Origin of the sequence: Streptacidiphilus jeojiensis (assembly GCF_042510965.1) — a bacterium.
Lineage (GTDB): Bacteria > Actinomycetota > Actinomycetes > Streptomycetales > Streptomycetaceae > Streptacidiphilus > Streptacidiphilus jeojiensis.
In genome coordinates, this window is record NZ_JBEUKS010000009.1 from 1 (window position 1) to 25,916 (window position 25,916).

Annotated in this window: 21 protein-coding genes; 8 read left to right on the forward strand and 13 right to left on the reverse strand. The window is 72.2% G+C overall.

The genetic code is table 11. The features are described from left to right. Window positions 1-168: 168 nt before the first annotated feature. The 4 genes from ABUW04_RS24135 to ABUW04_RS24150 form a co-directional block, all read right to left on the reverse strand. Window positions 169-2,415 carry a GmrSD restriction endonuclease domain-containing protein gene (locus tag ABUW04_RS24135; protein WP_380566565.1) on the reverse strand — a complete coding sequence of 749 codons (2,247 nt, stop codon included), beginning with the start codon at window positions 2,413-2,415 and terminating at the stop codon, window positions 169-171. 170 nt (window positions 2,416-2,585) lie between these two features. Next, on the reverse strand, window positions 2,586-3,947 hold the full coding sequence (locus ABUW04_RS24140; RefSeq protein ID WP_030251384.1) for a glutamine synthetase family protein: 1,362 nt from the start codon (window positions 3,945-3,947) through the stop codon (window positions 2,586-2,588). Window positions 3,948-4,104: 157 nt separating this feature from the next. Next, window positions 4,105-4,986, reverse strand: coding sequence for a C40 family peptidase (locus ABUW04_RS24145; RefSeq protein ID WP_380566566.1), 882 nt, complete (start codon window positions 4,984-4,986; stop codon window positions 4,105-4,107). Next, window positions 4,983-6,086 (reverse strand): SPFH domain-containing protein, encoded by a 1,104-nt coding sequence (locus ABUW04_RS24150; RefSeq protein ID WP_380566567.1) that lies wholly within the window; start codon window positions 6,084-6,086, stop codon window positions 4,983-4,985. The genes ABUW04_RS24145 and ABUW04_RS24150 overlap by 4 nt, the downstream gene beginning before the upstream one ends. Before the next feature lie 232 nt (window positions 6,087-6,318). Here ABUW04_RS24150 and ABUW04_RS24155 point away from each other — a divergent pair, with 232 nt between their 5' ends. After that, complete coding sequence (locus ABUW04_RS24155; protein WP_380566568.1) at window positions 6,319-8,088, forward strand: NAD+ synthase; 1,770 nt, start codon at window positions 6,319-6,321, stop codon at window positions 8,086-8,088. A 42-nt stretch (window positions 8,089-8,130) separates the two neighbouring features. Here ABUW04_RS24155 and ABUW04_RS24160 read toward each other — a convergent pair whose 3' ends face one another. From ABUW04_RS24160 to ABUW04_RS24170, 3 genes are all read right to left on the reverse strand, one after another. After that, the gene (locus tag ABUW04_RS24160; protein WP_380566569.1) at window positions 8,131-9,144 is read right to left on the reverse strand and encodes an endonuclease/exonuclease/phosphatase family protein; all 1,014 of its coding nucleotides are present in this window, start codon (window positions 9,142-9,144) and stop codon (window positions 8,131-8,133) included. 123 nt (window positions 9,145-9,267) lie between these two features. Then, window positions 9,268-9,921: a TetR/AcrR family transcriptional regulator gene (locus tag ABUW04_RS24165; RefSeq protein WP_380566570.1), complete on the reverse strand. Its 654-nt coding sequence runs from the start codon at window positions 9,919-9,921 to the stop codon at window positions 9,268-9,270. Window positions 9,922-9,925: 4 nt separating this feature from the next. Beyond that, window positions 9,926-11,530, reverse strand: a complete 1,605-nt coding sequence (locus tag ABUW04_RS24170; protein ID WP_037594461.1) for a DHA2 family efflux MFS transporter permease subunit — start codon at window positions 11,528-11,530, stop codon at window positions 9,926-9,928. Between the two features lie 190 nt (window positions 11,531-11,720). On the opposite strand from ABUW04_RS24170, the gene panB reads away from it, so the two are divergent. The 4 genes from panB to ABUW04_RS24190 all read left to right on the forward strand — a co-directional run bounded on the left by panB (window position 11,721) and on the right by ABUW04_RS24190 (window position 15,371). Then, window positions 11,721-12,632, forward strand: a complete 912-nt coding sequence (panB, locus tag ABUW04_RS24175) for a 3-methyl-2-oxobutanoate hydroxymethyltransferase (RefSeq protein ID WP_380566571.1) — start codon at window positions 11,721-11,723, stop codon at window positions 12,630-12,632. A gap of 80 nt (window positions 12,633-12,712) precedes the next feature. Further along, window positions 12,713-13,462: a class I SAM-dependent methyltransferase gene (locus ABUW04_RS24180; protein WP_380566572.1), complete on the forward strand. Its 750-nt coding sequence runs from the start codon at window positions 12,713-12,715 to the stop codon at window positions 13,460-13,462. Window positions 13,463-13,551: 89 nt separating this feature from the next. Further along, window positions 13,552-14,562 carry an ATP-binding cassette domain-containing protein gene (locus ABUW04_RS24185; RefSeq protein WP_380566573.1) on the forward strand — a complete coding sequence of 337 codons (1,011 nt, stop codon included), beginning with the start codon at window positions 13,552-13,554 and terminating at the stop codon, window positions 14,560-14,562. Next, on the forward strand, window positions 14,562-15,371 hold the full coding sequence (locus ABUW04_RS24190; RefSeq protein ID WP_380566574.1) for an ABC transporter permease: 810 nt from the start codon (window positions 14,562-14,564) through the stop codon (window positions 15,369-15,371). The genes ABUW04_RS24185 and ABUW04_RS24190 overlap by 1 nt, the downstream gene beginning before the upstream one ends. Window positions 15,372-15,400: 29 nt before the next feature. On the opposite strand, the gene ABUW04_RS24195 is transcribed toward ABUW04_RS24190, so the two are convergent. Further along, window positions 15,401-18,763: a BTAD domain-containing putative transcriptional regulator gene (locus ABUW04_RS24195; protein ID WP_380566575.1), complete on the reverse strand. Its 3,363-nt coding sequence runs from the start codon at window positions 18,761-18,763 to the stop codon at window positions 15,401-15,403. A gap of 146 nt (window positions 18,764-18,909) precedes the next feature. Here ABUW04_RS24195 and ABUW04_RS24200 point away from each other — a divergent pair, with 146 nt between their 5' ends. Next, complete coding sequence (locus ABUW04_RS24200) at window positions 18,910-19,716, forward strand: site-2 protease family protein (protein ID WP_380566576.1); 807 nt, start codon at window positions 18,910-18,912, stop codon at window positions 19,714-19,716. A 38-nt stretch (window positions 19,717-19,754) separates the two neighbouring features. Here ABUW04_RS24200 and ABUW04_RS24205 read toward each other — a convergent pair whose 3' ends face one another. Together ABUW04_RS24205 and npdG are read right to left on the reverse strand one after the other, a co-directional pair. Continuing rightward, window positions 19,755-19,916 carry a hypothetical protein gene (locus tag ABUW04_RS24205; RefSeq protein WP_380566577.1) on the reverse strand — a complete coding sequence of 54 codons (162 nt, stop codon included), beginning with the start codon at window positions 19,914-19,916 and terminating at the stop codon, window positions 19,755-19,757. Between the two features lie 120 nt (window positions 19,917-20,036). Continuing rightward, window positions 20,037-20,753 (reverse strand): NADPH-dependent F420 reductase, encoded by a 717-nt coding sequence (gene npdG, locus ABUW04_RS24210; RefSeq protein WP_030251349.1) that lies wholly within the window; start codon window positions 20,751-20,753, stop codon window positions 20,037-20,039. A gap of 47 nt (window positions 20,754-20,800) precedes the next feature. Between npdG and ABUW04_RS24215 the strand changes: the two genes are divergently transcribed. After that, entirely contained in the window at window positions 20,801-21,427 is a 627-nt protein-coding gene (locus tag ABUW04_RS24215) for a hypothetical protein (protein ID WP_380566578.1), read from the forward strand. 74 nt (window positions 21,428-21,501) lie between these two features. After that, entirely contained in the window at window positions 21,502-22,854 is a 1,353-nt protein-coding gene (locus ABUW04_RS24220; RefSeq protein ID WP_380566579.1) for an MFS transporter, read from the forward strand. Window positions 22,855-22,870: 16 nt separating this feature from the next. On the opposite strand, the gene ABUW04_RS24225 is transcribed toward ABUW04_RS24220, so the two are convergent. From ABUW04_RS24225 to ABUW04_RS24235, 3 genes are read right to left on the reverse strand one after another with little or no spacing between them, the layout of a single operon-like run. Then, entirely contained in the window at window positions 22,871-23,446 is a 576-nt protein-coding gene (locus ABUW04_RS24225) for a hypothetical protein (protein WP_380566580.1), read from the reverse strand. After that, window positions 23,443-24,858 (reverse strand): DUF58 domain-containing protein, encoded by a 1,416-nt coding sequence (locus ABUW04_RS24230; protein ID WP_380566581.1) that lies wholly within the window; start codon window positions 24,856-24,858, stop codon window positions 23,443-23,445. Before ABUW04_RS24230 ends, ABUW04_RS24225 begins: the two co-directional genes overlap by 4 nt. Further along, the gene (locus tag ABUW04_RS24235; protein WP_380566582.1) at window positions 24,855-25,910 is read right to left on the reverse strand and encodes an AAA family ATPase; all 1,056 of its coding nucleotides are present in this window, start codon (window positions 25,908-25,910) and stop codon (window positions 24,855-24,857) included. The genes ABUW04_RS24230 and ABUW04_RS24235 overlap by 4 nt, the downstream gene beginning before the upstream one ends. Window positions 25,911-25,916: the final 6 nt, after the last annotated feature.

Genomic DNA, 25,916 nt, shown 5'->3' on the forward strand with positions numbered 1-25,916 from the left:
CTCTGCCGCCGACACCACCTCACCAAACACCGCGCCGGCTGGCACACCCGCTACAACCACCACACCGGCAACGTCACCTGGACCGCCCCCACCGGCCACACCTACACCGACCAACCCGTGCCCCGTCTATGAAGAAGTGGAGCAGGTCGGCTCCCTGGTCCCCGACCGTCACGTTCGGCTGCCCCGTGTCAGGCGACCGTCCTGCTGGGCCTGCAGGCGTAGTTCCCGCAGGGAGACCCGCTGACCGTCTGCCGCAACCACATGCCAGAAGGCCATTCCGGCGCAGTGTCGCGTGCCACAGGCGATCTTTCCCGCCTCATCGGCGCTCACGAAGTAGTCGCCACTGGGCATGGCGATCCCTCCGTCCGCGTCGACCGTGGCGGTGTAGCTGACATCCCGGTACATACCTTCGATCCGGGTTCCCGGCGTAAGCACGTGTGCACGCATCATCCGTGCGAGGTCGGTTCGCAGAGGTCGGTGGCGCGGGGGTACAACGCACCCATTCGCGCCGGCCGGCGTCAGGCCGGCGACAGCGGGTTGCTCGACCGCAGAGCTGAAGCCGAGAGCAGCCGGGGCCCAGATCTTCGCGCACAGGCGGCGATACAGCTCGCCCCGGACCTCGACCACCCTCGTCAGGGATTCATTGCCGAACTCGCGAAATTGCTGTTCGATGCCGTTGTCTGCAATGAACCCTTTGAGCGTCGGATTGTTCTTCCGATAGTCGGGAGCAAGCACCGCTGCCAGAACGTTCTCGCGGGCATAACGCAGCCTCTTCTCCTCCAAGGGCAGGTCGTTGTAACTGGCATTGTCGGAGCGACGCAACAGGACCAGGACACCGAGCCGGGCCCGCAGTGCTCGGAACGCAGCGGCATCCGGCACTTCGTGCCGATGGCGCTCAGGGTGATTCGCATACAGGTGCTCGATCTGCCATGCGCGCTCCTCGCCGAGGTACTCAGCGATGAGGTTCGGCCTGCGGCAACCCGTCTCGATGTAGGCGGTAAGCCTGGCAAGCAGGTAGCGCACCTGGGCCTTGTTGTTGCCCCTCATGCCGAAGGTGCAGACACTCTCGAACGCAGTGCTCGGCAGTGCGGCCGACAGCACGTCAGCGACATCGTCCCGGGTGGCGCACCTACGCAGTCGGGGAATCAGCAACTGGAGGTCCGGCTCGAAATCCTTGGCTTGCACAGGATCGTCCGCGAGTACGCGCTCCACGTACAGACAGTCGAGGAAATTGGCTGCCAAGGCCGCCTTCTCCTTGGCCGAGGTGTCGGTGTCGTGCGACCGAACTGCGGCCAGGACGAGCGCCATCTGGTTGGTCAGCCCGTTGACCTCGTTGTAGAACAACGCCTCCAGCCCGTTCTCCCCATAGAGCCCCCTGCTGGCCCGGAGGAAGGTGCGATAGTGACCAGCGAGTTCGATCAAGTGGTCGACGAAGCGGAAGAAGTCCTCGGGACGGTGCAGCCCCAGCCGGTCGGTGTTCTTGCGGACCCAAATGTTCAGCCCGGCCTCGATCGAATCGCTGTCCGCCGTTCCCTCCTCGCCGAGCGTCGCGTAGTGGGCGATCAGGGCTGCCTTGAGGAACGTACGGGGTGCATGCGTATCGTCGCGGACGCTGGTGAGTTCGGCGAGCATGTGCCGCCAGCGCTGATTGAGCTTCTCCTCACCCTCACCGACATGGGACAGCAGGAAGCTCTTCAGGAGGTCGACCGGGGTCAGCCGGGCCCCGCGGTCGTTCATCGACTCAAAGATCCGGAAGCCGCTGTCGCGGCCGGGTGCCCGTATGCCCACCATGATGACCCTGGTGAGCAGCCAGTCGACGAACGACCTCAGCCGCTCCTCACCGAGGCGCTCGTCGATGAGTTCACTGATCTGGGCACTTCGCTCATGCAGGTTACGCACCGACAGTGACGCTCCCGGCTGCAGCTCGTACGGCTCGTCCCGGTAGAGCGCTTCCAGTAACTTCTGGCGCTCCTCGATATCGATACGAAATCGAGGACGGTCGCCGATGTAGAAGGCCGTGATCACTCGGTCCAGCTTGCTCTCCACGTCCCGGCGCCCCAGAGCGGCGGCCATCTGACGAAGATGCAGAAAGAGCAGGTGCAAGGTGGTGAACCGCTGCTGCCCGTCGACCAGGAAGCGGACCTGTCGATCCTGTTCCACAAAGACGAACGGTCCAAGGAAGAAAGGCTCACCGCGGTCACGTCGGGGAGCCCTTCCATCCTGCCAGGCCCGCTCGAATGAATCGAACAGATCAGCGACCAGGGTGCGTACATCCTCGGCCGACCAGGCATATTCACGCTGGTAGTACTCAATGTGATAGATGGCCTTCTCGAACAAGTCCATCAAGTCAAACGTGTCACCCTGAATCGTTCCAGCCGCCATCGTCGCCCCCTCCCGGTCGACTGCCGCGAGCACTGCCAGGAAACCTTCCCAAGCCCAGCGCTCGCCAAAGCCAATCCGCCCGTTCGGGCGGCGTCAGACATCGCCGTCCGGAGTGCGGGAACCAAGGAGCCCGGCCCGGTGGATCGCTCCACCGGGTCGGGCTCCTCTCGTCGGCCGTCGGCAGTTGGCCGGGTGACCTGTGGTTACAGGACCGGGAGGTTCTTGCGGAGTTCGAAGGCGGTGACCTCGGAGCGGTACTCCTCCCACTCCTGGCGCTTGTTGCGCAGGAAGAAGTCGAAGACGTGTTCGCCGAGGGTCTCGCGGACGAGTTCGCTGCGCTGCATCAGGTCGATGGCCTCGCCGAGGTTCTGCGGGAGGGGCTCGATGCCCATGGCGCGGCGCTCCATGCTGCTGAGCGCCCACACGTCGTCGTCGGCGCCGGGGGGCAGTTCGTAGCCCTCCTGGATGCCCTTGAGGCCGGCCGCGAGGATCACCGAGTAGGCCAGGTAGGGGTTGCAGCCGGTGTCCAGCGAGCGGACCTCGACCCGGGTCGAGCCCTGCTTGCTGGGCTTGTACATCGGCACCCGGACCAGGGCGGAGCGGTTGTTGTGGCCCCAGCAGATGTACGAGGGGGCCTCGCCGCCGGCGCCCGCGGCGCGCTGGGAGCCGCCCCAGATCCGCTTGTAGGAGTTGACCCACTGGTTGGTGATCGCGGCGGACTCGGCCGAGTGCTTCAGCAGTCCGGCGATGAAGGAGCGGCCCACCTTGGAGAGCTGGAACTCGGCTCCGGCCTCGTGGAAGGCGTTGCGGTCGCCCTCGAACAGGGAGAGGTGGGTGTGCATGCCCGAACCCGGGTACTGCGAGAAGGGCTTGGGCATGAAGCTGGCGTGCACGCCCTGCTCCAGCGCGACCTCCTTCATGACCGAGCGGAAGGTCATGATGTTGTCGGCGGTGGACAGCGCGTCCGCGTAGCGCAGGTCGATCTCCTGCTGGCCCGGGGCGCCCTCGTGGTGGCTGAACTCCACCGAGATGCCCATCGACTCCAGCATGGTGATGGCCTGGCGGCGGAAGTCGTGGCCGACGCCGCGCGGGGTGTGGTCGAAGTAGCCGGAGTGGTCCGCCGGGGTGGGCACCGAGCCGTCGCCGGGGAGGTCCTTCAGCAGGAAGAACTCGATCTCCGGGTGGGTGTAGAAGGTGAAGCCCTGCGCGGCCGCCTTCTCCAGGGTGCGCTTGAGGACGTAGCGCGGGTCGGCGTAGGACGGGGAGCCGTCGGGCATCAGGATGTCGCAGAACATCCTGGCCGTGCCGGGCGCCTCGGAGCGCCAGGGCAGTATCTGGAAGGTCCCCGGGTCCGGCTTGGCCAGCATGTCGGACTCGTAGACCCGGGCGAAGCCCTCGATCGCGGAGCCGTCGAACCCGATGCCCTCCTCGAAGGCCTGGTCCAGCTCCGCGGGGGCGACGGCCACGGACTTCAGGAAGCCCAGGACGTCGGTGAACCACAACCGGACGAACCGGATGTCGCGCTCTTCGAGTGTGCGGAGAACGAACTCCTGCTGCTTGCCCATGGCGACAGTCTCACCTCTGCTCTTTACGAATACGTTACGTGGGGGCGGCCACCAGGGGGCAGCGCTCCGCGCGCTGACTCGTCCGCTTGTCGCATCATTGCAGATTCAGCGCCGGGAAGAACTCCGTGCACGCAGCGAACCACGTCCGCACGGGCGCTCAGCGGGCGACACGGCCGAAGAACGTCGGGTAGTAGCCGGTGGACAGGATGGAGATCCGGACGTGCACGCCCGGGCGCGGTGCCTCGATGTAGCGGCCGCCGCCCAGGTACACCGCGACATGGTGGATGCCGGTGACCCGGCTGCTGGACGACCAGAACAGCAGGTCGCCGGGGCGGAGGTCGGCCGCGGTGATCGGACGGGCGGCCCGGAACTGGTCCACCGCCACCCTCGGCAGATGCAGTCCGGCCCGCAGGAACGCCTGCTGGACCAGGCCCGAGCAGTCGTAGCCGTTGGGACCGTTGCCGCCCCAGACGTACGGCTTGCCCAGCTGCGCCTCGGCGAAGGCCAGGGCGGCGTCGAGGGAGGACGGAGCGGCCTTCGGCGGGACGGGGTGGCCGCTGCCCGAGGTGTAGCGGAGGTAGATGTCGTAGTGGCTGGTCCAGCGCCATTGGCCGTTGCGCTGGAACCAGTAGCGGTGGCCGTCCCAGCCCTGGTGCAGACCGCCGGAGGACACGGTCTTGGCCGCCGACGAACCGGAAGCAGCACCGGACGTGCCGCCGGAACGGGAGGTGTTCTGCAGGTAGACGGCGTAGTGGCTGGTCCAGCGCCATTCGCCGTTGCGCTGGAACCAGTAGCGGTGGCCGTCCCAGCCGGCGTGGGAGGGGGCGGCCTCGGCGCCGGCCGGTGAGGTGCCGGCCAGGGCGAGGGCGGTGCCGCCGACGGCGACGAGGGCGCCGGTCGCGGCGAGGCGCAGCCGCGGGCGGTGCCGCGTCGGGAGCGTGGCCAGGGGCGCGCGGGGGGCGGCGGGGGCGGTGCAGCGGGAGCATCGGCAGATGCCGGGGTCGAGGGTGCTCGCGTCGAAGTCTATGAATCCGGTCATGCGGGGGTGGCTCCGTTCACGGAGGTGGCGTTACGGGGGGTGACCACGGTCGACGACGGCGCGTCAGCAGCTGCGGCAGAGGCGGCAGAAGCAGCAGAAGCAGAGGCGGCGGGCAGGGCCGGGGACGTCGCCGCCGGGGCGAGGAATCCCGCCACCAGGTCGCGGAGCAGGGCCGCGCGGGCCTCCGGGGGCAGCGACAGGCCCTGGGTGTGCTCCAGCTGGGACACCGTCAGGGCGGCGGTCTCCAGGGCGTCGCCGACGATGACCTCGCGGGTGCCCGCGTCCAGCTCGGCGAGCCGGCGGCGGCGCATCGCTGCGGCGAACTCCGCGGTGTAGTCGAGGGTGAGGGCCTGGGCCGAGAAGACGGTGACGCCCACCGGCGCGGCCTCGGCCGCCAGCAGCCGGGTGAGTTCGCCGCCCAGCCACTGCCCGTCGCGCAGGCTGGGGCCCGGGCTGGCGAAGCTGTCGCAGGGCAGCGTCGCGGCGACCCGGCAGAGCGCGGCCTCGGCCGCCGCGGCGAGGTAGGCCTGGTGGTCCGGGACCGAGAGGCGGGCCCTGGCGGTGTCCCGCACCGCCCAGACCAGCAGCAGCTCGGCCCGCAGCGGAGAGCCCTCGCGGTCGGTGGCGGCGATCGGCTCGCTGCGCCAGTGGCGCACCCTGACGTCCACCGTGCGCCGCTTGAGCAGCGGGTTCACCCAGACCAGGCCGGTGCGGCGGACGGTGCCGCGGTAGCCGCCCCAGCGGGTGAGCACCCTGGCCCGGCCGACCGGGTTGGCCATCAGCCCGAACACGGCGAGCACGGCCAGCAGCGCGCAGCCCGTCAGCAGGCCGCCGGCCAGCTCGCGGCTGAGCGGCGCTCCGGCCAGTGCGACGTCGAGACGGGCCGCTCCGGGGAGGCGGGCCGGCAGCGACCGCTGCCGCGCCTGCACCAGGACGGCGGCGACCGCCGCCGCGAGCAGGGCCACCAGGGCGACCCAGCCGGGGAGCACGCCCCGGGCCGGACGCTCCCTCAGCTCGCTGTCCACACGGGGCGGGCGCCGCACGGCGGAGCTGCCCACGACCGCTGACGGGGCTTCGGCAGGGCTGTTGTGCTGATCCACGTGGACGGTCTCCCTCTACGGGCGCGGGCCCGGTTCAGATACGGCAACGCTGGAATCGGCTCTGCTGGCGATGGGGCGAACGTACCTTTATTTCGGACAAATCGTCAATACGGCTATATCTCACCCCAGATAGGGTGTCCCCGCCCGGAATGGTGGTGGAAACCACCCCCTGACGCCCCGTCCGGCCCCGTTCGGAACCCCATAGCGTCGATTAGACGATTAGACTCATCGGGTGCCTTCTCTTCGCCTCGCGCTGAATCAGATCGACACCACCGTCGGTGACATCGCCGGCAACGGCGAGCTGGTCGTCCGATGGACCCGGCACGCCGCCGAGCAGGGCGCCCACCTGGTGGCCTTCCCAGAGATGGCGCTCACCGGCTACCCGGTGGAGGACCTGGCGCTGCGCCCCTCCTTCGTGGACGCCTCGCGCGCCGCGCTGGTGGCCCTGGCCGAGCGGCTGGAGGCGGAGGGCCTCGGCGGCACCGCCGTGGTCGTCGGCTACCTGGGCAGGTCGACCACCGCCTCGGACCGGCTCGGCCTGCCGGTCGGCTCGCCGCAGAACTGCGCGGCGCTGCTGCACGGCGGCAGGGTGGTCACCCGGCTGGCCAAGCACCACCTGCCGAACTACGGGGTGTTCGACGAGTTCCGCTACTTCGTGCCCGGCGACACCCTGCCGGTGTTCCGGCTGCACGGCGTGGACGTCGCCCTGGCCGTCTGCGAGGACATCTGGCAGGACGGCGGCCGGGTCCAGGCCGCACGGCAGGCGGACGCCGGGCTGCTGCTGGTGGTCAACGCCTCCCCGTACGAGGCCGACAAGGACGACGCCCGGCTGGAGCTGGTGCAGCGGCGGGCCGCAGAGGCGGGCTGCACCCTGGCCTACGTCAACCAGGTGGGCGGCCAGGACGAGCTGGTGTTCGACGGCGACTCGCTGGTGGTCGACGCCTCCGGCGAGGTGCTGGCCAGGGCGCCGCAGTTCGAGGAGGGCTGTCTGCTGCTCGACCTGGAGCTGCCGCAGGCCACGGCGCCGACCGACCCCCGGGAGCACAGCAGCCGCTTCGTCGCCGACGGGCTGGAGGTGGTCCGCACCGTGCTCTCCGAGGACGTGCTGCCGGTACCCGCCGAACCGGTGACCGCGGGTCAGGGCCCGCGCCTCGGCCAGCTGGAGGAGGTCTACGGCGCACTGGTGGTCGGGCTGCGCGCCTATGTGCAGAAGAACGGCTTCAAGTCGGTGCTGGTCGGGCTGTCCGGCGGCATCGACTCGGCCCTGGTCGCCACGATCGCGGTGGACGCGATCGGCGCCGGCAACGTCCACTGCGTGTCCATGCCCAGCGCCTACTCCTCCCAGCACTCCCGCGACGACGCCGCCGAGCTGGCCCGCCGTACCGGGCTGCACTTCCGCACCGTCTCCATCGAGCCCATGTTCGACGCCTACATGGACGCGCTGGGGCTGACCGGCCTGGCCGAGGAGAACCTGCAGTCCCGGCTGCGCGGCACGCTGCTGATGGCGATCTCCAACCAGGAGAACCACCTGGTGCTGGCCCCGGGCAACAAGAGCGAGCTGGCCGTCGGCTACTCCACCCTCTACGGCGACTCGGTCGGCGGCTACGGCCCGATCAAGGACGTCTACAAGTCGCTGATCTTCCGGCTGGCCAGGTGGCGCAACCAGGCCGCGGCCGAGCGCGGGGAGACCCCGCCGATCCCGGAGCACACCATCAGCAAGCCGCCCAGCGCCGAGCTGCGCCCCGACCAGGTGGACACCGACTCGCTGCCCGACTACGACCTGCTGGACGCGGTGCTCACCGCCTACGTCGAGCAGGACAAGGGCCGCGCCGAGATCCTCGCCGAGGGCTTCGATCCGGCCGTGGTGGACCGGGTGGTGCGGCTGGTCGACACCGCCGAGTACAAGCGGCGGCAGTACCCGCCGGGCACCAAGATCTCGTCCAAGAACTTCGGCAGGGACCGCCGGCAGCCGATCACCAACCGCTGGCGCGAAGGGTCCTGACCGGAGGTCAGTGTCGATTGGTCCTGACAGCCAGCGGGGCCGCTAGAGCTCGATGTGGGCGGCGATGGGCAGGTGGTCGCTGCCGGTCTGCGGCAGGGTCCAGGCATCGGTCGGGGTGACCCCCCTGGTCATGATCTGGTCGATCCGGGCCATCGGGAACGCGGCCGGCCAGCTGAAGCCGAAGCCCGCCCCGGCCGAGCCCTGCGCCGAGCGCATCTGCGCGGTGATGGGGGCCAGGCTGCGGTCGTTCATGGTCCCGTTGAGGTCGCCGAGCAGCACCACCTTGGACAGCTTCTCGGCGGCCAGCGCCTCCCCCAGCGCCTCGGCGCTGTTGTCGCGCTGGTTGGCGGTGAAGCCGCCGTCGAACTTCACCCGGACGGAAGGCATGTGGGCGACGTAGACGGCGACGTCGCCGTGCGGCGTGGCGACCGTGGTGCGCAGCGCCCGGACCCAGCCGATCTTGATGTCCACCGGCTCGCTGTCGGACAGCGGGTACTTGGACCACAGCCCGACCGTGCCCTCGATCACGTGGTACGGGTAGGCCGCGGCCAGGTCCTTCCGGAAGGTGCCGACCTGGTTGACGGACAGCTCCTCCAGCGCGATGACGTCCGGCTTCGCCGCCTCCAGGGTGGCCACCGTCCCGGGGATGTCGCTGTTGGTGGCGTTGACGTTGTGCTGGACCACGGTGAAGTCGTAGGAGCCGCCGCCCTTGTCGGTGAGCAGCGCCCCGAACAGGTTGAACCAGACCAGCACCGGCACCAGCAGCACCACCAGCGCCGTCGCCGAGCGGCGCAGCAGTCCGAGTACCAGCAGCACCGGGACCGCCAGGCCGGCCCAGGGCAGGAAGGTCTCCACCAGGCTGCCCAGATTGCCGACGCTGTTGGGGATGTCGGAGTGGAAGATCAGCAGCAGCCCCAGGGCCAGCGCCAGCGCGGCCAGGACCCACCCCCGCCGCCAGGTGCTGCGGCCCCTGCCGTCCCGTCCCCAGCCGCCGACGCCGGGAATCCGCGACCCCTTCGGGGCAGTGCTCGGCTGTGCTGTGTCTGCCTGTGCCATCGATGAACCCCAACGCCGTTCGCGTACCCATCCGCAACCCTAGGGGGTGCGGGTAAGCCGGACTCCTATGCGAATCAGGACGCGCCGGGCGGCGGCAAAGGTTCCGTTCTGTGGCAAATGCCGCTATAGGGGTGGTGCTCCGGACCCGGTCACGGGCGGTGCGATGCCCTGCAGCACGGTGTCCACGATGGTGGCGCTGAGGGTGGGGTCGTCCAGTTCGGCGCCCGGCCGCAGCAGCGTCCTGGACAGCATCGGGCCGATGACCAGGTCGCCGAGCAGGTCGAGGTCCAGGTCGCCGCGGATCTCGCCGCTCTCGACGCCGCGGGCCAGCAGCTCCCGCATCCGGGCCCGGCGCGGTTCGATCACCTTCTCGTGGTACCTGCGGTAGAGCTCGGGCATGGAGCGCAGCTCGGTCGACAGCACCGCCAGCGAGGTGTGCGCCCGCCTGGCCAGTGCCGCCTGGCGGAGGAACTCCAGGACCGCGACCAGCGCGTCCCGCACGCTGCCGTCGTGCCGCGGCGGCTCGGGTTCGTCGATCCGCTGCAGCACGTCCAGCAGCAGTTCCTCCTTGTTGGGCCAGCGCCGGTAGATGGTGGCCTTGCCGACCCCCGCCTCGGCGGCGATGCCCTCGACGGAGAGCAGCGCGAGCGGGTAGCCCCGCTCGATCAGCCGCAGCACCGCCGCCACGATGGCCTGCTCGGCCGCCTCGCTGCGGGGGCGGCCGCGGCGCGGCGCGGGGGCGGCCGCCGTCTCTTCGCTGGTCCCGGTCCTGGTCACGCGCCTATCCTGCCGGGTTTTCCGGGGCGCCGGTCCCGGCCCCCTCCTGCGCCGCGGCCGGCGGCCTGCCGGGCAGGAAGGAGAAGGCCACCACGGCTCCGATCGCGGCCACCCCGCCGGCGGTCAGCGCGGTCACGTGCATGGCGTGGATGAATGCCTCCTTGGCCGGGTCGACCAGGGCCGCGGCGCGCGGGCCGATCTTCTCCACCACACCCAGGGTGCCCTCGATGGACTCCCCCGCCGTGCCGCGGTACGGCGCCGGCAGCGCGCCCAGCCTGTCCTGGATGCCGCTGCGGTAGGTGGTGGACAGCAGCGCGCCCAGCACCGCGACCCCGAGCGAGCCGCCGACCTGCCGGAAGGTGTTGTTGACGGCCGATCCGGAGCCGGCCTTCTCGCGGGGCAGGGTGCCCATGATGGTGACCGTGGCCGGTGGCATCACCAGGGCCATCCCGGTGCCCTGGAAGAAGGAGAGCACCTCCAGCACCCAGATCCCGGTGTGCTGGCCGAGCAGCAGGAACCCGGCGAAGGTGGCGGCGATCAGCAGCATCCCGGTCGCGCAGGTGGCCCGTACCCCGAAGCGGGCGACCACGAAGCGGGCCCGCGGCGACACCAGCAGCTGGGCGGCGGCCAGCGGGAGCAGCAGCAGGCCGGCCTGCAGCGGCGAGTAGCCGCGCACGCTCTGCAGGTAGAAGACGCCGAAGAAGGTGACGCCCATCAGCGCGAAGAAGGTCAGCCCGACCGAGACCACGGCGGCGGAGAAGTGCCGGTTGCGGAACCAGCCCATGTCCAGCATCGGGGTCCGGCTGCGCAGTTGGTGCAGCACGAAGCCGGCCAGCACCAGGATGCCGACCAGGATCGGCAGCCAGGCCTGGGTCACCGTGAAGTCGGCGACCTGGCCGCCCTTGATGATCCCGTAGACCAGCGCGACCAGGCCGACCACCGACAGCAGCACGCCCAGCGGGTCGGGTCGGCCGGGGTTGGGGTCGCGGGAGTCCGGGACCAGCCAGACCATCCCGATCAGCGCCAGCACCACGATCGGGACGTTGACCAGGAAGACCGAGCCCCACCAGAAGTGCGCCAGCAGCAGCCCGCCCGCGATCGGCCCGATGGCGATGGCCAGGCCGACCGCTCCGGACCAGATGCCGATGGCCTTGGGCTGCTCCTCGCGCTCGAAGACGTTCATGATGATGGCGAGGGTGGCCGGCATCACGAAGGCGCCGCCGAAGCCCATCGCCGCGCGGTAGCCGATCAGTTCGGCCGGCGAGGTGGCCATGGAGCAGAGCAGCGATCCGGCGCCGAAGACCACCATGCCGAACAGCAGGGTCTTCTTGCGGCCCAGCCGGTCACCGAGCATGCCCGCGGTGAACAGCAGCCCGGCGAAGACCAGGGTGTAGGAGTTGATGGCCCATTCCAGCTGGCTCTGGGTGGCGCCGATGCCGGTGGGGGCGGGGCTGGCGATGGTCTTCATCGCCACGTTGAGGATCGAGCTGTCGAGTACGACGACCAGCAGGCTGAAGATCAGTACGGTCAGGATCCCCCAGCGGCGGCGGTGCACGGCCTCGGGTATCCGGCGTTCGACGCCGGCGGGGGTACGGGATGTGGTGGCCATGAGACCACGCTACCGCCCTTTACGATACGACTCCGTCTCGTATCGTAAAGATTGGGCAATGCCCCGGCTCGTCCGAGTGTTCCGATGGTCCGCACCCGCCTCTTTGCGGGCAGACCGCGACGTGTCAGCATGGAGGGGAATCCGGGGACGCCCTCCGCGGCGCCACGAGACGACCAACAGGAGAACAGCCATGCAGCACGGTTCGCTCCCGCCTGCCCAGAATTCCGGCCACGGCGACAAGCCCGCCGCCGAGAAGCCCGCCGCCGAGAAGGCGCCGCAGTCCCTCTACGGCGGTGTCACCTCCCGCCGCGTCACCGTCCGCGACCTCGCCTCCGCCAAGCAGCGCGGCGAGCGCTGGCCGATGCTCACCGCCTACGACGCCCCCACGGCCGCCGTCTTCGACGAGGCGGGGATCCCGGTGCTGCTGGTCGGGGACTCGGCGGGCAACTGCCACCTCGGCTACGAGAACACCGTGCCGGTCACCATGGACGAGATGGTGATGATGTCCGCCGCCGTGGTGCGCGGCACCAAGCGCGCCCTGATCGTCGCCGACCTGCCGTTCGGCTCCTACCAGGAGTCCCCCGCCCAGGCGCTGCACAACGCGGTCCGGCTGATGAAGGAGGCCGGGGTCGGCGCGGTGAAGCTGGAGGGTGGCGAGCGCTCCGCCGCCGCGACCGAGCTGCTGGTGCAGGCCGGCGTCCCGGTGATGGCGCACCTCGGGCTCACCCCGCAGTCGGTGCACGCCTTCGGCGGCTACCCGGTGCAGGGCCGCGGCGACGAGGCTGCGCACCAGCTGCTCGCCGACGCCAAGACCGCCCAGGCCGCCGGCGCCTTCGCCGTCGTGCTGGAGGCGGTCCCGGCCGAGCTGGCGGTCCAGGTCACCGCCTCGCTGCACATCCCCACCGTCGGCATCGGCGCGGGCGTCGGCTGCGACGCGCAGGTGCTGGTCTGGACCGACATGGCCGGAATGACCGGCGGCCGGGTGCCCAAGTTCGCCAAGCAGTACGCCGACCTCCGGGCCACCCTCGGCGACGCAGCCCGGGCCTTCTCGGCCGACGTCATCGGCGGCAGCTTCCCGGCGGCGGAGCACACCTTCCACTGACGGGCCGTCACCCGGGTCCCCTCGGGGCCCGGGTGAAACCCCGGCGACGCCCGGGCCGGCGGGATGAGAAGGTACGCGGCATGAATCGACAGAGGATCTCCGCCATCGCGCACCAGTACCACTCGATAGCCGCCCCGCTCGACTCCGACTCGGCCGACCTGCTGCTGCGCTGGGGGCTGCCGGTCGGGGACGAACGGGTGCTCGACCTCGGCTGCGGGCGCGGGGCCTGGCTGGAGCTGGCCCTGGACGGGCGCCCCGAGCTGCAGGTGGTCGGGGTGGACCTGGACCCCGCGGCGTTCGAGAACGTCCCCGAGGTGCTGACCGGGAAGAACGTGGAACTGCGGGTCGGGGACGCCGCCGAGTACAGCTCCGAGGAGCCGTTCCACCTGGTGCTCTGCATGGGCGCCACCCATGCCTTCGGCGGCCTGCTGCCGACCCTGGAGGCCGCCCGCCGGCACCTCGCCCCCGGCGGGTCGGTACTGGTCGGCGACGGCTACTGGGAGCGCGAGCCCGGTCCGGCCGCCCTGGAGATCTTCGGCGACGGCAGCGGCGCCGACCCCTTCACCGACCTGGCCGGCACCGTCGACCGGGTGGTGCAGGCGGGCTGGACCCCGGTGTTCGCCCACACCAGCACCACCGCGGAGCTGGACGAGTACGAGTGGTCCTGGACCGGGACGCTGTCGGAGTGGGCCCTGGACCACCCGGACGACCCCGACAGCGCGGCGGCCCTGGAGGCGGCCCGGGTGCACCGCGAGGAGTGGCTGCGCGACTACCGGCGCACGTTCGGGTTCGTCTCGCTGGTGCTGCGCAGGACGGACGGCGGGGCCTGACACCCGGAACGGCCGCCTCGACGGAGGTCTGACGGGGCCTGACGGAGGCGTGACGGGGGCCTGACGGCCGGGGGCGCGAGAGTCCTGCCATGACCAAGAGCGCAGGAAGCCCCTCGGCCGTCACGGTACGGGGGATGGCGAAGTACTACGGGGAGACCAGGGCGCTGGACGGCGTCGACCTGGAGGTGCGGGAGGGGACCGTCCGCGGTGTGCTCGGCCCGAACGGGGCCGGGAAGACCACGCTGGTCCGCATTCTGTCCACGCTGATCAGGCCGGACGCCGGCAGCGCCACGGTGGCCGGCTGGGACGTGCTGCAGCAGCCCCGGCAGCTGCGTCGGGCGATCGGGCTGACCGGGCAGTACGCCTCGGTGGACGAGCTGCTGTCCGGCTACGAGAACCTCTACCTGATCGGCCGGCTGCTGGACCTCAGCGCCAAGGGCGCCAGGGCCAGGGCGCTGGAACTGCTGGAGCGCTTCTCGCTGACCGAGGCGGCCAGACGGCCGGTGAAGACCTACTCGGGCGGGATGCGGCGCCGGCTGGACCTGGCCGCCTCCATGATCGGTCAGCCGCGGGTGCTGTTCCTGGACGAGCCGACCACCGGCCTGGACCCGAGGACCCGCAACGAGGTCTGGCAGGAGGTCCAGCGGATGGTCTCCGAGGGCTCCACCGTGCTGCTGACGACCCAGTACATGGACGAGGCCGAGCAGTTGGCCGACGACGTGACGGTCGTCGACCGGGGCCGGGTGATCGCCGAGGGCAGTGTCGAGGCGCTGAAGCGGCAGGTCGGCGGGCAGACGCTGACGGTCCGTCCGGCCCGTCCCGAGCAGCTCGACGAGATGGTGCGCTGCCTGGCCGGGCACGGTGCCGTGGCGGCCCGCGGCGAGCTGGTGCTGCCGGTGGGCGACGAGGAGCAGCTGACCGCGTTGATCGGGGAGCTGGGGCGCCGGGGGTTCGGCGTCGCCGGGATCGAGACCAGGCTGCCGAGCCTGGAGGACGTCTTCCTGGCCGTCACCGGCGCGACCGCGAAGGACGTTCCGGCGCAGCCCGCAGAGCGGGATCAGCAGGCAGAGCAGGACCAGAGCCGGATGGAGCGTGTCTGATGAGTGCCGCCGTACTTCCCCTGCCGCCGCTGGACGACCAGCGGATCAGCCCGCGCGCCTACCTGGCCCACATCGGCGCGCTGACCCGCCGCAATCTGATGCGGATCAAGGCCGACCCCGAGTCGATGTTCGACGCCATCCTGATGCCGATCATCTTCACCGTGCTCTTCGTGTACGTGTTCGGCGGTGCGGTGGCGGGCAGCCAGGGCCACTACATCCAGTACATGGTCCCCGGGATGCTGGGGCAGATCGGCATCAGCCTGGCCATGGCCGTGGGCACCGGGCTGAACTCCGACTTCCAGACCGGCGTGATGGACCGGTTCCGCACCCTGCCCATCGGCCGGGCCTCGGTGCTGATCTCCAAGCTGATCTCGGAGAGCTGCCGTTCGCTGCTGTCGCTGGTGATCCTGATCTCCTTCGCGATGCTGCTGGGCCTGCGGATCCACACCGGGCCGCTGCAACTGCTGCTGGCGCTCGCGCTGGCGATGGCGTTCGGGGCCGGGATGGTCTGGGTGTCGATGCTGCTCGGCATGGCGCTGAAGAGCCCTCAGGCGGTGCAGGGGATCGGGTTCCTGATCATCATGCCGCTGCAGTTCGGCAGCTCCACCTTCGCACCGACCAGCACCATGCCGGGTTGGCTGCAGGCGTTCACCAAGGTCAACCCGCTGTCCGCACTGGCCGACTCCAGCCGGGCGCTGATCAACGGCGGCCCGGTGCTGCACCCGGCGCTGGAGGTGCTGGCCTGGTCGGTGGGGCTGACGGCGGTGTTCGCACCGCTGGCGGTGATGAAGTTCAAGAAGCGGACCTGACGGTCCGACGGGGGTGCGAGGACAGGCGCTCAGTCCCGCAGCAGCGCGACGATGCCGTCCGTGTCGAGGGCCGCTCCCTCGGCGCGGGCGGCTTCGTAGGCCTCGTCGCCGACGATCCGGCGCAGCTCGTCCGCCGTCTCGGCCAGCATCGGTCGCGCCAGGTGGTGGACGGCGGTGAGCGGGATCCTGCTGTCGTGGGCGCCGAGCAGCCGGATCGCCCGCAGTTCCGGGTGCTCGGCCCGGCCGAGGCCGGCCCGGTGGCAGGCGAGCAGGATGTAGGCCGAGGTGGGCGCCATCAGCAGCGCGAAGGTCTCGTCGACGAACGAGGCCATCGGGTGGTCCAGGATGGACGCGAGGCCGCGCCGCAACCGCTGCCGGCCCTCCTCGGGCCGCCCCTCCATGGCGTCGATCCAGCCGAGGAAGCAGTCCAGCATCCCGCCCAGCATGGAGGCCAGACTGTCGTCGCTGAACGGCGGGAGCAGCGGTTCCAGGAAACCGCGCGCCTCCGCGAACCGGCCCTGCTGGGCCCGCAGCGCAGCCAGCACCACCGCTCCGTAGAAGCCCGCGCCCTGCCCGAACGGGCCGTGGCTGTGGGACGACTCCACCCCGAGCCGCAGCCAGTGTTCGCCCTCCTCCGGACTGCCCGCACCCAGCAGTGCGTCGCCGAGCCGTACCTGGAGGATGGGGATGCTCTGGTCGGCGCCGACGCTCTCAGCGAGTTCGATGGCCTCGCGGGCGCAGCGGGCGGCGGTCCCGTAGTCGCCGATCATCCCCGCCGTCTCCGACTGCCCCGCCAGTGCCTCGGCCATGCCCCAGCGGTCGCCGAGCCGGGTGAACAGGCCCAGGCTCTCGGCGGCGTCGGCCTCGGCGGGCACCCGCTGCCCCGACTGGTCGTTGCGCAGCTTGCAGCGCAACTGCAGGGCGTAGGCGAGTTCCCAGGGGCGGTCGTGCAGCCGGCAGGACTCGACCAGGTCGTCGATGCCCGGGTACAGCTCGTTCATCAGCCCCGACTGCATCGCCAGTTGCACCCGGTAGAGCACCGGAAGCCGGGCCGACTGCGGGAGTTCGGGGCGGTAGCCGGTCAGCATCGCGGCGACGGCCTGCTGTTGCGGCTGTGTCGGCATCCGGCCGAACTCGCTTCCCAGGCTCACCAGTTGCAGTACTCGCAGTCCGCGTACGGCCTCGTCCTGCAGCTCGGCGGACCAAGGCGGCGGCAGGTCGAGCGGTCCCTGCGGCAGCGGTTCCTGCGACGGCGGTCCGGGCCGCTCCGCCGCCGGCTCGTCCGGGTAGATCGCGGCCACCGCCGCGACCCAGTTGCGGGCCTCCTCCTGGAAGTCGCGCAGCGTCCAGAACCAGGCCAGCGAGAGCACCAGGCAGAGCGCCTCCTGCTGCTCCCCGCCGGCGACGGCCCGGCGCAGCGCGGCCCGGAGGTTGTCGTGCTCGGCCTCCAGCAGGGCGAGGGCGCCGAGCTGCTCACCGCCGCGCAGCAGCGGGTCGGTGGTACGCGCCAGCTCCCGGGCCCAGACCAGATGACGGCGCGTCATCTCTGCTTCCTCGTCGGCCGGTTGTTCGGCCAGCCGCTCGCGGGCGTACTCGTGGATGGTCTCCAGCATCCGGTAGCGCGGGCCGCGGCCGTCCGCGGTCCGCAGCGAGACCTGGACCAGCGACTTGTCGACCAGGGAGGCCAGCAGGGCGACCGCCTCCTCGCGGGGCAGCGAGTCGTCCGCGCAGATCTCCTCGACCGCCTCCAGGGTCCAGCCGCCGGCGAACACCGAGAGCCGGGCCAGCAGGGTGCGTTCCGGCTTGTCCAGCAGGTCCCAGCTCCAGTCGACCACGGCGCGCAGGGTCTGCTGGCGCGGCAGCAGGGTGCGGCTGCCGGTGCCGCCGCCGAGCAGCTGGAACCGTCCGTCCAGCCGGTCGGCGAGTTGACGTGGCGTCAGGGCCCTTAGCCGGGCCGCCGCCAGCTCGATGGCGAGCGGCAGCCCGTCCAGGCGGCGGCAGATCTCGGCGCAGGCCTCCGGGTCCTGGGCCGGATCGGCCGGGTCGAAGCCGGGGCGGGCGGCGGCGCCGCGCTCGGCCAGCAGCCGCAGCGCGGCCGGGTCGGGCAGCGGGTCGACCGGGACGACGGCCTCGCCCGGCACGCCCAGCGGCTCCCGGCTGGTGGCCAGGACGGTGACCCCGGGGCAGCCGGTGATCAGCCGCTCGGCCAGCTCGGCGGCGGGCTGCACCAGGTGCTCGCAGTTGTCCAGGACCAGCAGCAGCCGGCGCTGGGCGCAGTGGTCCAACAGCTGCCGCAGCGGCGTCTCGGCCTCGGGCGCGGTGCCCAGCGGACCGGAGAGCAACTCGGCCGCCAGCGGATCGGTCTTGCCGCCGACGTGCAGCTGAGTGGCGCGCAGCCCGAGGGCGCTGAGGACGGCGCCGGTGACCGCCTGCGGATCGTCCAGCGGCGCCAGCTCGACCATCCACACCCCGTCCGGGAAGTCGCCGGCCCGTGCCTCGGCGGCCTGCTGGGCCAGCCGGGTCTTGCCGCTGCCGCCGGGACCGATCAGGGTCAGCAGCCGCCGGGACGCGAGCGCGGACCGCAGCGCGGCCAGGTCGGTGTCGCGGCCGACGAAGCTGGTCATCCGGGGGCGGAGGTTGGTCCGGGCGGCCTGCGGCGCTGGCGCGCGCTCGGGCGGGGCCGCGGGCGCCGGGGCGGGGGTCGGTCCGGGCGCCGGCGCGAGCAGTTCGAGGTGCAGGGCGCGCAGCTCGGGTCCCGGGTCGGTGCCCAGCTCCTCGGCGAGGCGGCGGCGGAAGTCCTGGTAGCCCAGCAGTGCCTCGGGGGTGCGCCCGGCCCGGTGCAGGGCGCGCAGCTGGAGCGCCCGCAACGGCTCGTCCAGCGGCTGCCGCTCGATCAGCTCCGCCAGCTCGGCCAGCACCCCGGCCGGGTTCCCGAGCGCCAGCTCCTCGGCCAGCAGCCGCAGCCGCACCGCGTCCCGCTGCGCCTCGCAGCGGGCGGCCGCGTCGGTCCGGGTCGGCAGGTCGGCCAGGGCGGGTCCGCGCCACAGCGCCAGCGCGGCGCGCAGCGAGCCGGTGTCGGCGGCCGTCGCCAGCTCCTCGAAGCGCCGCAGGTCGCTGCGGTGGCCCGTCAGCCGGTAGCCGTCCGCCGCCGAGACCAGCTGGTCGGCGCCCAGGGCCCGGCGCAGCCGGGCGACCAGCGTCTGCAGCGCGTCCTGCGGATCGGCCGGGGGCTGCTCGCCCCAGATCTCCTCGATCAGCGCCCAGGCCGGCACCGCCCGCCCGCCGCGCAGCACCAGCGCGGCCAGCAGGGCGCGCAGCCGCTGCCCCCCGAGCGGCACCTCGGTGCCGTCGTCGCGGAGCGCCTGCGTGGTGCCGAGGACGCCATACTGCATCGGATCATTCTCCCGTATGGACGCCATCGGTTGGAACGCACTGCCGAACACGGTCGTTCCAGTGGTTGACACCTGGGTGTCGCTTGTCGCGGGGAGAGGCGAGGCGGCATGATCGGCACTCCCCCGCCCTTCGGAGCCACGCACTGATGACGTACACCGACGCCCGTCCCTCACCCTCGGCCGACCGGAAGATCAGCGTGATCTTCTGGGTGCTGCTCGCCGTCCTGGTCGCCTCCGGGTGGGCCCTCTGGAGCGGATGGGGCGACGCCAGGGTCGGCGTGTTCCTATTCGTGGTGGCCGGCTGGCTGATCTCGCTCTGCCTGCACGAGTACGCGCACGCCCGGACGGCACTGCACGGCGGGGACATCTCGGTGGGCACCAAGGGCTACCTGACCCTGAACCCGCTGAAGTACACCCACCCGATCTACAGCTTCGTGATGCCGCTGATCTTCATCATCCTGGGCGGCATCGCGCTGCCCGGCGGCGCGGTCTTCATCGAGCGCGGCCGGATCCAAGGGAAGTGGAAGCACAGCCTGATCTCGGCGGCCGGCCCGGCCGTCAACCTGGTGCTGGCGCTGGTGCTGCTGATCCCGCTGAGCCAGGTCGGCACCGACACCGCCCACCCGGCGTTCTTCTCCGGCCTCGGCTACCTGGCGATGCTGCAGCTGATGGCCGGCATCCTCAACCTGGTGCCGATGCCCGGGCTGGACGGCTACGGGATCATCGAGCCCTGGCTCTCCTACGACAACCGGCGCGCGTTCGGCAACCTGGCCCCGTACGGGATGATGATCGTCTTCCTGCTGCTGTGGAACCCGACGGTCAACAACTGGTTCTTCAACGACGTGATCTACCGGGTGCTGAGCTGGTTCGGCGACAGCGCGCTGTTCGCCTCGGTCGGCTCCAACGCCTTCCACTTCTTCAACTTCCACCTGGGCAGCCTCTTCGGCAGCTGACCGGCGGAGGCCCCGGGCTCGGACCGGGTCACATCGGCTCACATCCGGGCGCGCCGCCACTGCACCCAGCCGACGTTGCTGGAGATCCCCGCCAGCAGCACCCAGACCAGGCCGATCCAGAAACCCGCCAGCACCGAGACCACGGCGGCGACCAGGGCCAGGGCGGCGAGGACGAAGGCAAGCAGGGCGAAGCGGGGCATCGGGGACTCCGGGGAGCGGGACGACGGAACGGGCCGGACGAGGACCATTGTGTCCGACGTCCGGCCCGTTCCGGTCCGAGGGGTCCCAGGGATCCGTGCCGGGGTCCCGTCCCGGGGGTTTCAGATGTCCGTGACCCGCAGGCCCGCGTGGGCCTTGTAGCGGCGGTTCACCGAGATCAGGTTGGCGACCAGCGACTCCACCTGGTGCGCGTTGCGCAGCCGTCCCGCGAACACCCCGCGCATCCCCGGCACCCGGTTGGCCAGCGCCTGGACGGCGTCGGTCGCGGCCCGCTCCTCGCCCAGCACCAGCACGTCGATGTCGACCTCGTCCACCGCCTGGTCCAGCAGCAGCACCGCCGAGAGGTGGTGGAAGGCGGCGGTCACCCGCGAGTCCGGGAGCAGCGCGGCGGCCTGCTGGGCGGCGCTGCCCTCCTCCGGCTTGAGCGCGTAGGCGCCCTGCTTGTCGAAGCCCAGCGGGTTGACGCAGTCGACGACGATCTTCCCGGCCAGCTCGGTGCGCAGCGAGGCCAGCAGCTCCGCGTGGCCCTCCCAGGGCACCGCGACGATCACGATGTCGCTCTCGGCCGCGGTGGTCGCGTTGTCCGCGCCCCGCACGCCGTGGCCCAGCTCGTCGGCCTTCTCCTGGGCGCGCTCGGCGCTGCGGGAGCCGATCACCACCTGCTGGCCGGCCTTGGCGAGCCGGTAGGCCAGGCCACGGCCCTGCGGCCCGGTGCCGCCGAGGACGCCGACGACCAGGCCGGAGACGTCCGGCAGGTCGAAGGGGCTGCGCGCGGGGGCCGGAGCGGCGCCGGCTGTGGTCTCTTGAGGTGCAGTCATTCCCGAATACTCCCATCAGCGGCGCCGACTACGGCAGCATGAGGGGCATGGATGCGGCCAGGGTCACAGTGCTGCGGGAACTGCTCGCCGGATCGGGCTGGCCGGAGCGGACCCAGGGCTTCGCCGGCGCCCTGCGCGGCGCGGTCACCCGCCGCTCGGCCGCGCCCGGCGGGCTGCTGCTGGTCGGCGCCGACTCCGAGGAGCCCTGGCACCTCGCCGCGCACCTGGACGACGAGGCGTCCTGGAGCGGTCTCCCCGAGCTCTCCCCCACCCTGTTGCGGCGCACGGTTCCGCCCGGCGCGCCCCCGCACCTCGCCGTCCCGCTGCACCGTCTGGAGCAGGCCGGACGCGGCGAGACCGTGCTGGTCGTCGCCCCCGGCGGCTCCGACGGCGGGCTGCTGGAGCGGGTGCACGGGGCGCGGCGCTCCGGCGCCACCATCCTGGCCCTGGAGGCGGACCTGGGCGCCGCCGACGGCGAGCTGCGCGGGCTGGCCCACGAGGCGCTGACCGTCCCCGACGGCGCCGGGGCGCCGGACTTCGACATCGTCCAACACCTCGTCAGCGCGGCCGCCGGCGAACCGTCAACTCCCGCACCGCGCAGCGGCGCACTGCGCGGCGCACTGGCCCGCGCGATCGAACGGCTGACCGCCGCGCCGCCGCCGATGCGCTGGTGAGCAGCCGCGACGACGGCTCCGCCCGCGGATAACGGTTTGCCTCCGCCCGGCTGCCCGGGTCAGGATCGACCGCTGTGACCTCGAACGACATCCCGCCCGCCGCCCCCGGTGCACTGCGCCGCCTCGCCGCCGCGTTCACCGTGGACCTCTCCCCCTGGCGCGGCTCACGGGACTTCAGGCTGCTGTGGAGCGCCGGGGCGATCACCGTCTTCGGCAGCTACCTCACCCTGGTCGCGGTCCCGCTCCAGCTGAAGCAGCTGACCGGCTCCTCCCTGGCGGTCGGGCTGATCGGCGCGGTCGAGCTGGTCCCGCTGATCGTCTGCGGTCTGTGGGGCGGGGCGCTCGCGGACGCGATGGACCGGCGCAGGCTGGTGCTGCGCAGCGAGGTCGCCCAGGGCCTGTGCGCCGCGGCGCTGCTGGGGAACGCGCTGCTGCCGCATCCGGCTGTCTGGCCGCTGTACCTGGTCGCCGCACTGAGCTCGGCCTTCGGCGCGATCCAGCGTCCGGCCCTGGACGCCCTCACCCCGCAGATCGTCGCGCACGACCAGCTCACCGCCGCCGCCTCGCTGAACTCGCTGCGCTGGAACGCCGGCGCCATCGCCGCCCCGGCCCTGGCCGGTGTCATCGCCACCTCGGCCGGTGTCTCCGTCGCCTACGCGATCGACCTGGCGACCTTCGTCGCCTCGGTGCTGCTGATGTACCGGCTGAAGCCGGTCCCCGCCCTGGCCTCCGCCGAGAAGCCCTCGCTGCGGGCGATCGCCGACGGCCTGCGCTACGCCCGCAGCCGTCCGGAACTGCTCGGCACCTACGCGGTCGACATCGCCGCGATGCTCTTCGCGATGCCGACCGCGGTCTTCCCCTTCCTCGCGGACCGGCTGCACGCCGACTGGTCCCTGGGGCTGATGTACGCGGCCTTCGCGGTCGGCGCGCTGCTGACCACCCTCACCAGCCGCTGGGCCTCCTCGGTGCACCGGCACGGCCGGATGGTGGTGTGGGCGGCGATCGGCTGGGGTGCGGCCGTCGCCGGCGCCGGGCTGTTCAGCAACGTCTGGCCGGTGCTGCTCTGCCTGGTCGCGGCGGGCGCGGCGGACATGGTCAGCGGGCTGTTCCGGGCCACCCTGTGGAACGGCACCATCCCGGACGAGCTGCGCGGTCGGCTCGCCGGTGTGGAACTGCTCAGCTACTCGGTCGGTCCGCAGCTCGGCCAGGTCCGGGCCGGCGGGATGGCCGCCCTGGTCGGCGTGCGGGCCTCGATCTGGGTCGGCGGCCTGGCCTGCGTCCTCGCGGTCAGCGCCCTGGCCGCCGCGCTGCCCTCGCTGATGCGCTACGACGCCCGCACCGATCCGCACGCGGTCGCGATGCGGGAGCGGCGCGCCGCGGAGGCGGTGCGGCAGCAGGAGGCCGACCCGGCCGTCCTGGCCGGCTGACCCCGCCGCCCGGCCGCTATCCCCGCCGGCCCCTGATCCCCAACGCGACCGCCACCGCGGCCCCGGCGCCGATCAGGGCGAGGGCGGCGATCAGGCGGGACGACGGGCCCAGCGAGGTGGTCGGGAGCAGGGCGGCCGCCAGCACGGCTGCGGTGCCGCCGTAGGCGGCGAGCAGGGTGAGCGGGCGGCGGAGCAGGCGCAGGCCGGGCGGGCCCGCGGCCACCGCGTCGACCGCGAGCAGGTAGGTGAGCAGCAGGGCCGCGTCGACGGCGGCGAGCCAGGCCGGGGGCGGGTCGGTCGCGGCGAGGACGATGCACAGCACCGCGAAGGCGGTGTTGCGGTGCCGGGCCAGCCGGGCGTACCAGCGGTAGCCGTCGGCGACCGGACGCGCCGTCAGCGGGGCCGCCGCGAACAGGGCCGCGGCCAGGGCGAAGAGCGGCACGACGTAGTCGACGGCGGGCCGGCCGGCCCAGGAGGTGGGGTCGGTGACCAGCAGCGCCAGCGCGCAGCCGAGGAGCTGGACCGGGCGGTCGAGGCCGGGCCCCGGTGTTTCGGTGGTCGTGGCCGAGGTCGAGGCCTTGGTCGTGGTCAACCGACCCTCCCGGAGAGACGGCTGCGCAGCAGCGGGGCGAGGGACAGGTCGAGGGTCTCGCCCAGCCAGGGGACGACCGGGATGCCCTTCTCGACCAGGCTGAAGCGGACCGCCTCGCGGTCCAGTCGCCAGAGCCGCAGGGCCAGTTGCTCCACCGGGTCGTCCGCGGCGATCCTGGGGTCGCCGATCGGGATCTCGACCACCGCGATCGGGTTGCCGTGCTCGGCGAGGCCGCCCAGCACGTCCATGATCCGGTTGTCGGCCAGCGGCGTGACCGCGTAGACCAGCGCGCCGTGCGGCAGCGCGGGCGGCGGGAGCCGGCTGAGGTCGGGTGTGTGGAAGGTGAGGTCCCGGCGGACGTCCAGGACGGTCTGCACGATGCGGTAGAAGTAGGCGTCGCCGGTGCCGGGCTGCAGCCAGTGCAGCTTGCCGCCGACCGAGACGATGCCGACCCGGTCGTGGCTGCGCAGATAGGTGCGGACCAGGCCGGCGGCGACCCGCAGCGACTCGTCCAGGCTGGAGCTGCCGGTGACCGGGTCCGCGACGTCGCTGAAGGCGTCCAGCAGGACCACCGCGTCGGCGGTGCGCTCGGCGGCGAACTGGTTGATCTGGATGGAGCCGCGCCGGGTCGTGGACGGCCAGTGGATGCGGCGCTGGCGCTCGCCCCAGACGTGCGGCCGCACCCCGATGACCTCGATGCCCTCGCCGGACTGGCGGGCGGTGTGCTCGCCCAGCCGGTCCGGCAGCCGGACCGGGATAGGGGTGAGCCTGCCGTCCGCCGGCACCGGGAAGACCTCGATCTCGCCGAGGTCGACCCGGACCGTGGAGCGGGCCAGCCCCCCAGCGTCGTAGAGGTCGAGGTCGACCACGCCGAGCGACCAGCGGCCCCAACGGGTGGCGGTGAAGCCCAGGGTGACGACGGATCCGGTGACGTCCACGGAGAGCAGTTCGGTGCCCGGGCCCGGGGCCACACCGGGGTCGATCCAGCCCACGGCGCCGTCGAAGTGGACGGTGATCCGCACGGTGACCGTCTCGTCCTCGAAGTAGCGCCGGGAGCCGACCTCGGCGGTGGCCCCGGCCCGGTCGGGTCGGCCGCCGACGCCGGCCAGGACCAGCAGCACCGCCGGGCCGACGGCCAGCGCCAGCAGCCAGGGCTGCCCGGTCAGCACCGCGGCCGCCGTCGCCACCGCGGCCACCGTGGCCAGCCGCAGCGCCCGCTCGGACGGGCGGGCGCCGTCCGGGCCGGGGGCGGGCGGCTCGGAGTCCGGGCGGTGGGTGCCGTCGCCGCCGAGCGCGCGGCGCACCTCCGGCGGGAGCAGCGGCGCGGGCTCGACCGGGGCCGCCGCGGCACCGGTCGCGCGTCCCGCTGCGGCCCGGGCCGATCTGCGCCGGAGCGTCCGACCCACTGTCATGCCTGGGGCGGAGTGGTCTGCGGGGCGATCTGCGCACCGGTCCGCGTGGCGCTGCGGGGCGTGGTCCGCGGTGTGGGCACGGTCTCCACCACCCCCGCGATCACGTCGTCGGCGCTGATCCGGCGCACCCAGAGCTCCGGCTTGAGGCTGATCCGGTGCGCCAGCGCGGGGACCGCCACCGACTTGACGTCCTCCGGGGTGACGAAGTCGCGTCCGGCCATGACCGCCCGGGCCCGGGCCAGCTGCACCAGCGCCAGGCCGCCCCGGGGCGAGGCGCCGACCTGGATCTGGGCGTGCTTACGGGTCGCGTCGATCAGCGCCACGATGTAGTCGACCAGATCGTCGTCGATCTCGACCCGCTCCAGGCTGTCCCGCATCGCCAGCACCTCGGCCGGGTCGGTCAGCGGCTTGAGGACGGCCTCCGGCGCGGACCGGTCCAGGCGGGCCCGGAGCATCGCGGCCTCGTCGGCGACCGGCAGGTAGCCCATCCTGACCCGGAGCAGGAAGCGGTCCAGCTGGGCCTCGGGCAGGGTGTAGGTGCCCTCGTACTCGATCGGGTTGTCGGTGGCGATGACCACGAAGGGCGAGGGCAGCCGACGGGTGGTGCCGTCCACCGAGACCTGGGCCTCGGCCATCGCCTCCAGCAGCGCCGCCTGGGTCTTCGGCGGGGTGCGGTTGATCTCGTCCGCGAGCAGCAGGTTGGTGAAGACCGGCCCGGGACGGAACACCATCTCTCCGCTGCGCTGGTCGTAGAACGGGGCGCCGGAGACGTCGGAGGGCAGCAGGTCGGGGGTGAACTGGATCCGGCTGAAGTCCAGGCCGAGCACGGTGGCGAAGGACCGGGCCAGCAGGGTCTTGCCCAGGCCGGGCAGGTCCTCGATCAGGACGTGTCCGCCGGCCAGCACGCCGAGCATGACCAGTTCCAGCGCCTGGCGCTTGCCGACGACGGCGCGCTCGACCTCGGTCAGCACCTCGTGCGCGCGGCTGCCCGCCTGCTGGGGCGTCAGGACCGGGGCGTCCTGCGGGCTCACGGTTGTCACTGCGCTCCTCATGTCCGG